This window comes from Neisseria mucosa (genome assembly GCF_003044445.1).
GTDB classification, from domain to species: Bacteria; Pseudomonadota; Gammaproteobacteria; order Burkholderiales; family Neisseriaceae; genus Neisseria; species Neisseria mucosa_A.
On record NZ_POWX01000021.1, the window covers coordinates 24,316 to 37,872 of the forward strand.

The 13,557-nt window shown below is 49.8% G+C and carries 9 protein-coding genes and 1 pseudogene; 5 read left to right on the forward strand and 5 right to left on the reverse strand.

Features of this window, described 5'->3' with window-relative positions:
• Positions 1-98: 98 nt before the first annotated feature.
• From DBY90_RS13420 to dut, 5 genes are all read right to left on the reverse strand, one after another.
• Positions 99-3,653: a putative Ig domain-containing protein gene (locus tag DBY90_RS13420; RefSeq protein WP_267894295.1), complete on the reverse strand. Its 3,555-nt coding sequence runs from the start codon at positions 3,651-3,653 to the stop codon at positions 99-101.
• A gap of 1,194 nt (positions 3,654-4,847) precedes the next feature.
• Positions 4,848-5,396: a hypothetical protein gene (locus DBY90_RS10745; protein WP_049229044.1), complete on the reverse strand. Its 549-nt coding sequence runs from the start codon at positions 5,394-5,396 to the stop codon at positions 4,848-4,850.
• A 274-nt stretch (positions 5,397-5,670) separates the two neighbouring features.
• Positions 5,671-6,597, reverse strand: coding sequence for a hypothetical protein (locus DBY90_RS10750; protein ID WP_070493947.1), 927 nt, complete (start codon positions 6,595-6,597; stop codon positions 5,671-5,673).
• A 120-nt stretch (positions 6,598-6,717) separates the two neighbouring features.
• On the reverse strand, positions 6,718-8,109 hold the full coding sequence (locus tag DBY90_RS10755; protein WP_070493944.1) for a nucleobase:cation symporter-2 family protein: 1,392 nt from the start codon (positions 8,107-8,109) through the stop codon (positions 6,718-6,720).
• A gap of 166 nt (positions 8,110-8,275) precedes the next feature.
• On the reverse strand, positions 8,276-8,728 hold the full coding sequence (gene dut, locus DBY90_RS10760; protein WP_070493941.1) for a dUTP diphosphatase: 453 nt from the start codon (positions 8,726-8,728) through the stop codon (positions 8,276-8,278).
• A 123-nt stretch (positions 8,729-8,851) separates the two neighbouring features.
• Here dut and pdxH point away from each other — a divergent pair, with 123 nt between their 5' ends.
• From pdxH to DBY90_RS10785, 5 genes and pseudogenes are all read left to right on the forward strand, one after another.
• The gene (pdxH, locus tag DBY90_RS10765; RefSeq protein WP_070493938.1) at positions 8,852-9,484 is read left to right on the forward strand and encodes a pyridoxamine 5'-phosphate oxidase; all 633 of its coding nucleotides are present in this window, start codon (positions 8,852-8,854) and stop codon (positions 9,482-9,484) included.
• Positions 9,485-9,689: 205 nt separating this feature from the next.
• Positions 9,690-10,739 carry a pseudouridine synthase gene (locus DBY90_RS10770; RefSeq protein ID WP_070493935.1) on the forward strand — a complete coding sequence of 350 codons (1,050 nt, stop codon included), beginning with the start codon at positions 9,690-9,692 and terminating at the stop codon, positions 10,737-10,739.
• Between the two features lie 74 nt (positions 10,740-10,813).
• On the forward strand, positions 10,814-11,740 hold the full coding sequence (locus tag DBY90_RS10775; RefSeq protein ID WP_070493931.1) for an aldose 1-epimerase: 927 nt from the start codon (positions 10,814-10,816) through the stop codon (positions 11,738-11,740).
• A gap of 321 nt (positions 11,741-12,061) precedes the next feature.
• Entirely contained in the window at positions 12,062-13,231 is a 1,170-nt protein-coding gene (locus DBY90_RS10780; RefSeq protein WP_070493928.1) for an NAD(P)H-dependent flavin oxidoreductase, read from the forward strand.
• 205 nt (positions 13,232-13,436) lie between these two features.
• Positions 13,437-13,557, forward strand: a pseudogene (locus DBY90_RS10785) (succinyldiaminopimelate transaminase); the annotation flags it as partial.

Genomic DNA, 13,557 nt, shown 5'->3' on the forward strand with positions numbered 1-13,557 from the left:
AAAGTTAATCCACTATAAAACCGATTCAAAGAAAAAGGTCGTCTGAAAACCATGTTTCAGGTTTTCAGACGACCTTTACACATTCCCCAAGCCTTCAATCAGACAATATGCTGTACTCGTTCGTACAATTGTGCAGGATTCACCATCTGATCGGCAAAACTCAGACTGAGGTCTCGCGATTGTGCCGAAGCGTAGTAATGTTCAACCTTCACTTCATCCCCTTCACCGAAAGCACGGATAAGCAGGCTGTCTTGGGCGCGTGCGAACACGGCATCTGCCTGTTTCACCCCTTCGAACACCAAACGGTCGGTAAACACGCCCGCGCGGGTTGAGCCGTCGGCTACTGTATCTTTGCCGTGTCCCGCCGCAAAAATGTAAGTATCCGCAGTGTTGATACCGCCTGCCAGATAATCGTCGCCTTTCCCGCCGATAATCGTGTCTTTGCCGTAGCCGCCGTAGATTTTATCGTTGCCCGCGCCGCCATGAATCGTATCGTTGCCGTGCCAGCCCGTCAGCGTCGCTCCTGTATCGGAGCCATATATTTCCATAGTCGCCGTTTTCATGGCTTCCGCATCCAAGGTTTTGTCGGCAAACTCGAAACGTACATGACGGTTGGCAACCGACTGGAAATAATTGGCAACCGTTACCGAATCGTCTTCGCCGTATGCCTTGACGGTCAAATCGTTGCCGCTGCGGATAAATCTGGCCGAACCGGAAACCGCGCCATCGAAGCGCAGCGTATCGGTAAATTTACCGCCCTGATAAGTTGCATCCCTGACGGTATCGTGTCCGTGTCCCGCTGCAAAAAGGTAAACATCGCTGCTGTTGATACCGCCATACAGCATATCATTGCCCGCACCGCCTGCCAGCACATCGCTGCCCGATCCGCCGCGCAGCACGTCTTCGCCGTCCGTTCCGGTCAAAATCCTGTCCTGCCCCGACGCACGTCCCAATACTTCCAAGCGCATAGCGGCTTCTGCCGTTGCGCCCTGCGTATCGGCTGCCGTAATTTTCAAATCAAAGCTGCCCGATTGCAGAACCCTGCCGCCGAATACGCCGCGTTTACCGTCAAAATCCATGCCTTCAGGCAGTCTGCCACCATCGGCAAGCGTCGCGCGGTAAGTCAGCGCATCGCCGTCTTTATCGGCAAACAATCCCTCCGGCAATGCAAACTTCCATTCCTGTCCCGCTCGTGCGTATTGCGTATTCAGACGACCCTGCACTTCGGGCGCATGGTTTTCCGCCCCGATTGCCAACGTCCAATCTTGGGACGCCGACAAACCCTCGCCATCGAACGCACTGATTTTCAGAACCAATTTATCCGTTTCAGACGACACTTTGCCGCTCAAAGTACGGCTTGCCGAATCAAACGCCAAACCTTCGGGCAGGGGCGAGCCGTCCGCCAAAGTCAATTCATAGCGCACGACACCCTTGTCGTCGCGGAACAAATCATCCGCAAACTGATGGCTGAACAGCTTATCCGCCGATACCGACAAAGTTTCAACCGCCTTATCCGCCTGCGGCGCAGAATTGGGCGCAGGCAACACCAATCCAAACATTCCATCGCGGAAATTCTCTATCGCAATCTGTCCTTGGAACGTCGCGCCCGTCAAAACCAGGCTTGTGCCCATCAAAGCCAGCTTCCAACCTTGCGCCGAATGCCAGACATCAGGCTTATCGGCATCCGCCGTCCAAACCGTACTGTCGAGCGAAACGCCGTCGATAAAGATCGCGCCTTCCCCGCCCGCATCGCGTATGGTTTTCACATCATCGGCATTCTGCAAATCGCGGGACGCAAAAAGATAAGAATCGAAACCCTCGCCGCCGTCGAGCAGGTCGCGTCCCGCGCCCGCTGCCAGCGTATCGTGTCCCTTGCCGCCGTAGAGCCTGTCGTCGCCCTCTCCGCCGTCCAGATAATCGTCTCCCGATACCGCAGCGTCGCGGTTGTCGTCGCCCCACAAAATGTCATTGCCCGAACCGCCGTACAGCACATCGTTGCCGTCCTGACCGACAAGCAAATCATTGCCCGCACCGCCATGCAGCACATCCGCCGCACCGCCTGCAGCAACGCGGTGTACATTGTCCGAAGGCGCAATTTTCGCCGTCAGTGCGTAATCGCCGGCCTCGGCGTCAATCACAACATCCCAAGCATCCGTATCGTTGTGCGTACGGCTTGCGCTGTTCAGGTAGTTCGGATCCCATTTACCGTCGCCCCAAGTATATTCGTAGCTCAGCGTACCGGCAGGAATCCGCACCGGACGCGGCATGACCAAGCCCGGCACCAACGGCATGACGGGCGCAACCGTACCGTAATTGAAATAAATGTCCCCGCCACCCGTGGAAATATAGTGTCCGCGGCTGCCTGCGCGCAAAAAGCCGTCGCCCAGAATCACATCGTCGCCCGCACCGCCGAAGACCGTATCGCTGCCTTCGCCGCCCGTAATCAAATCGCGGTTTGCACTGCCGAAAACCTCATCATCGCCCTCGCCCGCAGCAACCCAGTCGCCACGTTCGGACGAACCCGTTTCCGACAGATGGCTGTCCGTCAGCTCCGAATAAATCACATCGTCGCCCACGCCGCCGTAAATCAAATCCCGGCCTGCGCCGCCGATGATGATGTCGCGGTCTTCCGCCTTCTGTGCCTCGGTTTTGTTGCCCGCAAAATTGCTGCCATTCAACAAATCGTTGCCCTCGCCGCCATTGATGACGTCCGCGCCGTAGCTTCCGTACACACGGTCGTTGCCCGCACCTGCCGACACCGTCAGCCTGCCCGCGCCGCCCGCAAACAGCACATCGTCCTTATTGCCGCCCGTCAGATTGAACCAGCGGTCTTGCGCATTCGCATAGAACACATTGTACTTGTCCGCCGCGCCGACCCCGTCGGTACGCACCAAAGAGCCTTCCCCGGCCTCCGAATCGGGCATGGCAGGCTTCTCCTTGGTCGTCAATGTGATCCCCAAAGCCGAAACATCCGATTTCTCGCCTTCAAAGAAATCGCGGATGACCGCCATATCCTTACCGTGCTTCACCAACAGCGAATGGGAAAGCGCAGGACGCACCGCCGTCATCAAACCGTCAGGCTTACCGTCCGCACCCACGCTCAGCCAGGTATCGTCGCTTTCGCTGTTGCGGATAAAACGGGACGCGCGGACGTCGTCTGAAAACACGATTGCCCCCTTTCGGTCGCTGTCGAAGACATTGTCTAAACCGTTGATACGGTAAGTATCGTCGCCGTTGCCGCCTTCAAGATAATCTGAACCTGCGCGTCCGTCTAAAACATCGTCGCCGTTACCACCGAATAATCTATCCTCATTTAAACCACCAATTAAATTATTATTTTCAGTGTTGCCGAATAAAGTAAATTTATAAGAAACTTTATTCATATAATCGGCAACTTCCAGCTTCATATCTTTTTGCAAATCTAGATAACGTCCATTATCCTCTCCTCTAGATTCCAAAGGCTCATAATCTATATCCTTGGCTGCGAATTTTTCCCAAACTTCCGCCATTTTGAAACGCGCTTCTAAATATTGATCGGTCATTCCGTTTGGATTGGAAGCAGAATAAAGCCCCAATGTACCATCTGCATTGAACTTACTATAGTCAAAACCAACTAAGGCAAACGGGCTCAATTCTTTCAAAGCATAACGCATTGCCATACCTTCGGCAGAATCTGTTTTGGCAATTTCCAAATTCAATTTTAGAAATTCAAATTTTTGTCCATTTTCTGCCAAGGACTCAATTTTTCCCCTTAATTCAACAATGTTCTGATGGTACTCTTCACGAGAATCAGCATCATCCGCAACATCACCAACAGTTGTAGGCTTAATGTCCTTACCAATAATAATACCCCTGACAAAATCTAAAACATTTTCCAATGATGCCTCAGGTTTGTTGCTAGATAGATTAAAAAGTTGATTCATTTTTTCTAATGTTAAATTTTTATCGAGCAATGATAGTGTATATCCCAATGCCAAAGCATCGGTAATTTTGTACATATAGTGATTTTCATGACGAAAGAACGTGCTTTCTTCATTAAATAAAGGTTGTCGTTTTCCAACCTGATTAAACCACCAATCATTAGTTGTAAGATTAATTCCATGCAATGCAAAATAATTATTTTGCTCTTGATAGAATTTAGTTTTAGGTAAAGTTAGAATTTCTTCAATTTTAGAGAAGAAACTCTCACTTGAGGAAATAAATCCTGCACTGTTAAATGTATTGACGGATTCAATATTAACTTCATTACCAAAAAGACGGGCAAATGATGATGCCAAATGTCCACCCAGGCTATGTCCATTAACTGTAACAGATAATTTTTCTCCATTAGGATAAATATCAATCAGACCAAGACCTGATACAGCTTTTGCAGTTTCAAGAACTCTTGAATAACCTGTATATGGTCTATCAATGTGATTAAACACCTGAATTTGCTCAGCCATTTTTCCTATAGGTGTTGTTATTTGTTTCCACCAATTAAACATGTTCGCAATCTGTTTACGGGCAGCAGAATTTACAGCTAAATCAGTATCAGTCAAAAAGTCTTGAATTCCTTCCGTCCCACGAGTAGAAACGAAAATTCTTCCCGCATAAAAAGAGCCTGGCTTTCCTCTCCATACAACCGCATCAAAACCACTTCCATTGATATCATTAGTTTCTAAACTGGCAATAACTTCAAAATTATCAACAATAAACTTTGCTTGCGACTTCGTCATACGTTGTATCAAGCCGTCCTGCTCATCAACACTATTAATTTTCAATAGGCTATCAACATAAACAGCATCCGCCAATAAAGCATTTACATAAACGTCTTTCAAGTTTAAATTAATCATTTAAATATCCTTAAATTATTTATAGATTACATCTGAAATTGAGAATTTATATTTCTCTTTCAAAATATTATAATCTGATGATTTACATACTTCTTTCTTATCAAAAAACAATACATATCCCCCTGCGCCGATTAAAGATGCCATCATTCGAGAAAACCACCCTCCGTATGGCGTATATGTCTTATATGTAAAAATTTCACTTTGATTTGAAGCATCCAGATACTTCGATATATTATATTTTATAGGTATAGCAGAATACCTAACATTCTTACGATTTTTACTATCAAATTCTAAAATTAAATTTTTATTACTTAGTTTACTGACATCCTTTATTAAAAAGATTCTTTCAGACTCACATAATTTTTTTAGCTGATACATGCCTATTATTTCATCACCAAACATTATAAAAAACCAAAGTATCACACCGACAATATAAAACAAAAGCCTTTTTTCAGAACGTAGGATTTCATATTTTTTGCTTTTCCATTCAAATACTATCCCAACAATAAATCCCAAAAAACCAAATATAGTGATATTGGCAATAAAAAAAAGTATTCCTATCATAGCTCTTTCCTATTCATTTAAGATTTATTTCCCGAAATCCTACGATAAATTTTAACTCCAAGAATAAAACCTGGAATAATTCCAAAAAATAAACTGATTAAATAATACACAAACGCTTGCATATTCATCTCCAATTATTCGACAAGATATTCGTTTTAGACGGAGGTGTCTTCTGCCCCCATAAATAATAAGACAGTACTTCGCTTGTATAATTTCCAGACAAATCCAAAACAAATTTTTTAGTTTGAGACATCATTGCATTTCCTCGTGTAATTTAAGGGTTCTTAAGACAACTGTAAAAATCATTACCATCCCAAAGGGTTTGGTAGTTGAAAATATAATCCAATCTTTTAAAAAGTAAACGCGTTACAGAATCATCAGGTTTTCCATTACTCCATTTTATACAGCCAACAGGAATTTCTGTAACCACCTGAATCCAATTCTCATTAATATGGAAACCATAATCTGTAGTCATATGCTTTGTATAATCGCCTTTTACAGAAGAATATTTTTCGGGAAGATATAATCCACAATTATTTATGATATATCTCATATAATATACTTCCATTTTATCTGTTAAATTTAAATTAATTATTTTTAAATCTAAAAAATAATTTCCTAACCCTCTTTGTTCCAATAAATCGGGTGTGCCATTGAACGGATAATCAGCTTTCAATAACTCTGACTTTTCCTTGATACCGCAGCAGTCATAAGGGTAAAAAGAACTGAACCTGTTTGAGGCATAAAACCCGAAAGGGAGCTTGTGCGATTGGTAGCGGACATTTTTTGGAAAAAACTGATCCGCCCTGCTGAATGTAACCCCGTTATTCCTTGCCTTTAATAGCGAGATTCTTTTTTCCTTGTCAAAGATATAATCCCCCATCTCGATAGCGGGCATCATATACAACTGACACGATTTCTCAGTGGAACATCTGTCCTTCCAGGCGTAGTCAGATGGGTCATCGAAATACTGCCCTGTCGATTCATGCGTGAAATAGCTGACCAAAGCCCGCCTCAACAATTCTTCCTTGCTCAATTTCCTTCCCTCATCCACGCAAATCCCTTGTAGGTTCTGTTCTATAGTTTTGTTGCTGAGGATTTCAAAAGGAGAGAAGAAGATACGGTAATTGCTGAAAAAATAAATTGAGAACAAGATAACCGAAGTTAAAATCGCCAAAATTATTTTCTTATTTTTAATCATATAATTACCTGCTTTTAAAGTTTGCGGATTATTCCACGAATGTCATATTTGTGTAATAGGATTATCAAAAAGGTCGTCTGAAAATCAAATTTCAGACGACCTTTTTGTCTAGCTTGAAGCTTAATGCTCCAGCCCCTCGGTATCGATTTTGACGACTTTGTCGGTTTTATCCTCCGGCAAAAGCAGGTTCAGGATAACTGCCGTAATGCCGCCGGCGGAAATGGAGTTTTGAAACAAGACGGGCAGGTTCTTAAACACTTCCGGCTCAAACGCCACGCCCAAACCCAAACCGACCGAAGTTGCCGCAATTACCGCTTCGCGCCTGCGGATGCCGTGGCTGACCAAAATCCGCACGCCCGCAATCGCAATCAAGCCGAACATCAAAACCATCGCACCACCCAACACCGGACTCGGAATCGTCGTAAACGCGCGTCCGACCACGGGGAACAAACCCAGCAACACCAAAATCACGGCAATATATTTGCCCACATGGCGCGAGGCCACGCCGGTCATCTGAATTACGCCGTTGTTTTGCGCAAAAGTCGTCAACGGCAGCGAACCCAAAGCCGTCGCAATCACCGATACCAAGCCGTCCGCCAACACACCGCCGCGCAGGCGTTTGGTGTATTCCTCGCCTTCAATCGGTTGGTCGGACACCATTGCCGTCGCGGTCAAATCGCCGACCGCCTCAAACACGCTCAACAGGAAAATCGCGCCCGCCACAATAAATGCGTGCCAGTCAAAAGCAAAACCGTATTTAAACGGTACGGGCAGCGTAACCAACGGCAGGTTTTGCAGCGCGGAAAAATCCACCTTGCCCAAAAACAGCGCGACGATGTAGCCGACAATCAGCCCGACCGCGATGCCGCTCATGCGCAGCAGCGGATTTTTCATGCAGTTGAATATCAACACAATCAGCAACACCAGCGATGCCAGCCCCAAGTTTTCCATCGAGCCGAACGTGCCGTTCGCCTTCGCGCCGAAGCCGCCGCCGAAATCGGTAATGCCGACGTGTACCAAACTCAGACCAATCAGCATCACGACCACGCCGCTGACCGTCGGCGTAATCACTTTTTTCAAATACGGCAGAAGCCACGCCGAGAAACACACCAAAAACGCACCGACAAACGATACGCCCAACAGCGTCGAAATCATCGCATCCTTGGTCAAACCGCCCTCTTTCATCCCCGCGCCGAGCGCGATCATGACGGTAACGAACGAGAAATTCACAGACTGGATAGACAGCATCCCCGAACCGACCGGCCCGAGGCGGTTGACCTGCAAATAAGTGCCGACACCCGACGCAACCATCGCCATCGACACGAGATACGCCGTCATCTCCACCGGCAATTCCAGCGCGCCGCCCACAATCAGCGCGGGCGTAATCATCGGCACAAAAATCGCCAGAAGATGCGTGATCGCGCTTAATAAGGCATTTCCGAATGGCGGTTTGTCTTCCAAACCGTACACCAAATCAGGCGAATCTGCCTGTTTTTTCATTGTTTCAGCCATTGCAGTCTTTCTATCCGTTGTCAAACGTTAAAAAATTTTAAGAAACGAAATTGTATCCAATACTGCACGTTCTATCAATTTCAGCCTGCAATACAAATACGGCAAAAGGTCGTCTGAAAAACCGCATCGCAAATTTTCAGACGACCTTTGTATGTAAACAGGCGGTTTAGGCTTTGCCCGTGCTGCCGAAGCCGCCTTCGCCGCGTTCGCTGGCGGCAAATTCGTCCACGACTTTAAACGATGCTTGAACGACGGGGACAATCACCATTTGCGCGATGCGTTCCAGCGGCTCGATGGTGAACGCTTCTTTTCCCCTGTTCCACACGGAGACTTTGAGTTCGCCCTGATAGTCCGAGTCGATCAGTCCGACCAAGTTGCCCAAGACGATGCCGTGTTTGTGTCCCAGACCGGAACGCGGCAGCAAAACGGCGGCGTAGTCGGGATTGGCAAGGTGCACCGCCAGACCGGTCGGAACGAGGTAGGTGTCGCCCGGTTGCAGGGTAACGGCTTCATCCAAACAGGCGCGCAGATCGAGTCCGGCGGAACCCGGCGTGGCGTAGGCGGGCAGTTTGTCCGCCATTTTCGGATTGAGGATTTTCAGTTCGACTTCGGTTTGCATGATTTTTTTCCATTTAATTTGATTTGACGCGGATTATACACATATTCCCCCGCCCTATCGTTGGAGTCGTCTGAAAAAACGGGGTATGATTCATTCAAACAAACGTGAATATCGGAGGACATCATGGATTTGCACAATATCCGCGAAGATTACAGCAAGCGCGAACTGTCGGAATCGGAATGCCATGCCGACCCGATTGTCCAGTTCGAGCAATGGCTGAACGAGGCGATTCATTCGCAAGTCAACGAGCCGACCGCCGTCAACGTCGCCTCGGTGGGCGAAGATGGAAGACCAAACAGCCGCATGGTGCTGCTGAAAGAAGTCAATCCGCAGGGATTTGTTTTCTTCAGCAATTACTTAAGCCGCAAAGGACGCTCGTTTGACGCGCATCCGTTTGCCGCCATGACGTTTTTCTGGCCGGAACTGGAGCGGCAGGTGCGCGCTGAAGGGCGCATCGAAAAACTGGATGCCGCCGCTTCGGACGAATATTTCGACAGCCGCCCCTACACCAGCCGCATCGGCGCATGGGCAAGCGCGCAGAGCGAAGTGTTGTCGAGCAAGGCGATGTTGGTTGCCAAAGCGGCGGCAGTGGGTGCGAAACACCCGCTGCACGTCCCGCGCCCGCCGCATTGGGGCGGCTATCTCGTCATTCCCGACCGCATCGAATTCTGGCAGGGCCGCCCCAGCCGCCTGCACGACCGCATCCAATACCGCTTGGTTGACGGCAACTGGATACGCGAGCGGCTGTCGCCTTAAACTTCCCACAGCTTCAAGCCGATAGGGTAAAATCCCGACTCAGCAAAAGGTCGTCTGAAATATAAAAACGTTTTAACAAAACTCGTTTCATTCGTTTCAGAGTGCGCAGCCTCCTGGCGGGACGACCTTTTATCCGTAACTTATCCTGCCGCCACCGCCGCAGAAGAACCGTTCCGATCATCAGGAAACGCGTTAGGAGAACCCCATGTCCAAGCAACCCACCAGCAAACGCCAATGGCGCGACGGCGCAGCCCCGTCTGCCAAGAAAACCGCCAAACCTTTCAAAAGCAAAGCCCGTCCTAAAGACGAAACGCGCAAAGCCGCTTCCAAACCTTACGAACAAAAAGTTTCAGACGACCTCAAGCCGCAAAACGCCCCCAAACAGCGTGCCACCAAAGCCAGAAAACTCGTCGTCCGCAATCCCAACCAAAAAATCATGGAACGCTCGCGCGATTTGAAAGAGCGCCGCAGCGACCTGTCGCGCATGGAACCCGAACGCCTGCAAAAGGTGCTTGCCGCGTCCGGCGTCGGCTCGCGCCGCGAAATGGAAGAATGGATCAACAACGGCTGGGTAACCGTCAACGGCAAAACCGCGCAACTGGGCGACAAAGTCACCCCCGACGACCACGTTACCGTCAAAGGCAGCATCATCAAGCTAAAATGGGCGGACCGCCTGCCGCGCATCATCCTGTATTACAAACAAGAAGGCGAAATCGTTTCCCGCGACGACCCGCAAGGCCGCGTCAGCATTTTCGACCGCCTGCCGCAGGCCGCCAGCAGCCGCTGGGTCGCCATCGGACGCTTGGACATCAACACCAGCGGTCTGCTCATCCTGACCACCTCCGGCGAACTCGTCCAACGTTTCGCCCACCCCAGCTTCGAAGTCGAACGCGAATACGCCGTGCGCGTACTGGGCGGGCTGACCACCGAACAAATGCGCAGCCTCACCGAAGAAGGCGTGATGCTCGAAGACGGCTTGGCAAAAGTCGAACGCATCTACGAACAAGGCGGCGAAGGCGCGAACAAATGGTACAACGTCGTGATTAAAGAAGGCCGCAACCGCGAAGTGCGCCGCATATTCGAAAGCCAAGGCCTCACCGTCAGCCGCCTCGTGCGCGTCGGCTTCGGCCCCATCGGCCTGCCCAACCGCCTCAAACGCGGACAGTTCTACGAACTCAACCCCGCCGAAGTCGCCAACATCATCAAATGGGCGGACATGCTGCTGCCGGGCGAACGCCGGCGGAAGAAATCCTGACCGCAAAGGTCGTCTGAAAACTTTTCAGACGACCTTTTATACACCCTGCCCCAACCCCAATCAGGAGCCGCTTCATGTTCACACTCAAAACCGACAACGACCGCCTGCTGCTCGCTTCCGCCGATTTGCGCGCGGAAATTTATCTTTACGGCGGGCTGCTCAACCGCTACGAAATCCGCCGCCCCGACGGCACATGGTTCAACATCGTCAAAGCTTACGACTCCCCGCAACACGCCCGCGAGAGCCTGACCGAATGGTTCCGCAGCGGCAAACTCAGCCCGTACGCCTGCCGCCTGCGCCACGGCAAATACAGCTTTGACGGCAAAGCATATCAGTGCGGCAAATTCAAACTCGCCGAACACGCGGCACACGGTTTGATGTATGACCACGAGTTCGCCCTCGTCAACAGCCATGCCGACAACCAATCCGCCGAAGTCGAAATCCGCGCAGATTACGCACAAGACGACAGCGGCTATCCCTTTCCCTTCAGCCTGACCGTCCGCTACCGTCTCAGCACAGACGGCTTAAGCATCCGCTCCACCGTCCGCAACCAAGGCACGACCGCCATGCCGCTCGCAGACGGCTGGCACCCCTATTTCACGCTCGGCGGCAAAGCCGACGATTGGTCGCTCGAAATCGACAGCAGCAAACGCCTAGGCTTCGATGCCGATTTGGTTCCCGACGGCAGCATCATCGACGACACCCGTTTTCAGACGACCTCAAGCCTGGCAGGCATCGAATTGGACAACAGCTTTGTCTTGGCACTCAGCAAACCCGCCGCCTGCACGCTTTCAGGCAACGGACTGACCCTGAGCATTTACCCCGACGCATCCTATCCCTACCTGCAAATCTTCACCCCATCGACCCGCGACACCATCGCCATCGAAAACCTCAGCGGCGCACCCGACTGTTTCAACAACGGCTTAGGGTTAATCAAGCTGAACGCGGGAGAAGAAGCCGCATTTGAAACGTGCTACCATATAGCAGCCAACCATCCGTAAACAACCCGAATCTTTACCGGCAAAGCATAGGTCGTCTGAAAAAGCCCAATCAGGTTTTCAGACGACCTTTTTGATTTTTAAACGACGCATTCGTCCTAAAAATACCGCTGCACACCGCTGATACTCAAAAAAATAGTTTCTTAATTAACAATATATTAAGATTATTTTAACAAAGAAACTGTATTAAAACTCTAATTTCCCATTTGATTAGAGTATAATTCCTAAAATCTTAAAACAGGCGTCATTTAGCCGATAAAAGCAACCTCGATACAGATACCCGTCTATTAAAAACACCACCCGCAACCATCAAGGAACCCATACATGCAAAGCAACTTCGACCCATTGCTCATCCGTGGCAAATCATTGATTCCCGTCGTTCAAGGCGGAATGGGCGTGGGCGTTTCCGCATCGAAACTCTCCAGCGCAGTCGCGCGTGAAAACGGTGTCGGCACGATTGCCAGCGTCGATTTGCGCCACTTGCACGACGACTTGCTCGCTGAATCCAAAATCAATCCGAGTGAAGAAAAATACACCCAACTCAACTGCACCGCACTTGACCGCGAAATCCAAAAAGCCAAAGCCGACGCAAACGGTAAAGGCATGATCGCCGTCAACGTCATGAAAGCCGTCAAAGACCACGCCGCCTATGTCCGCCAAGCCTGTGAATCGGGCGCGGACGCGATTGTGATGGGTGCGGGATTGCCGCTGGATTTGCCTGAAATGACCGAGGGTTATCACAAAGATGTCGCCCTGTTCCCGATTTTGTCCGAATCGCGCGGTATCGGTATCGTATTGAAACGCTGGATGAAAAAAGGTGTTTTGCCCGATGCCATCGTTATCGAGCATCCCGCACACGCCGCCGGACACTTGGGTGCGGCAAGCGTGGCAGGTGTGAACGATGCCAAGTTTGAATTCAAACGCGTCATCGAAGAAACTTTTGAAGTATTCAAGAACTTAGGTCTTGAAAGCGAAAAAATCCCGCTCATCCTCGCCGGCGGCATGGCAAACTTTGAAAAAGTCAAAACTGCCCTGAAAAACTGGGGTGCGTCCGCCGTCCAAATCGGCACAGCGTTTGCCGTTACCGAAGAAGGCGATGCCCACATCAACTTCAAAAAAACGCTGGCAGGCGCGGAAACCGAGCATGTTGTCGAATTTATGTCTGTTGCCGGACTGCCCGCACGCGGTGTGCGCACCAAATTTCTAGACAGCTACATCAAGCGCGAATCCAAGCTGCAAGCCAATGCCAAAGCCGACCCGCGCCGCTGTACGCAAGGCTTGAACTGTCTGACCAGCTGCGGCCTGCGCGACGGTTTGGCAAAAGCCGGGCAATTCTGTATCGACATCCAACTCTCCGCCGCCTTCCGTGGTGAAGTCGATAAAGGATTGTTTTTCCGCGGTAAAGACCCGCTGCCTTTTGGCAATGCTATCCGTACGGTGCAAGAAACCATTCAATATCTGCTCAACGGCACTCTTCCCGCAACAGCGAAATAAATCATATCCGCAGATTTGCAAAACAAAAAAGGGCATATTCAATATGTCCTTTTTTATGACTGGCAAATCATGTTCTTCTCCAAAGGTCGTCTGAAAATGGTTTTCAGACGACCTTCATCCTGCCTTCCTTTCTATGGATACATTGTCAACAAAATCCGCATAAAAAATGCTAAGATGACCTTCTCGATAGACATTTGGAACCCCCATGAACCCACTACTCGACCAGCTCCAACCCTATCCGTTCGCCCGCCTGCGCGAAGCCATGCAGGGCGTTAACCCTCCCGAAGGCGTTACCCCCGTCCCCCTGCACATCGGCGAGCCGAAAC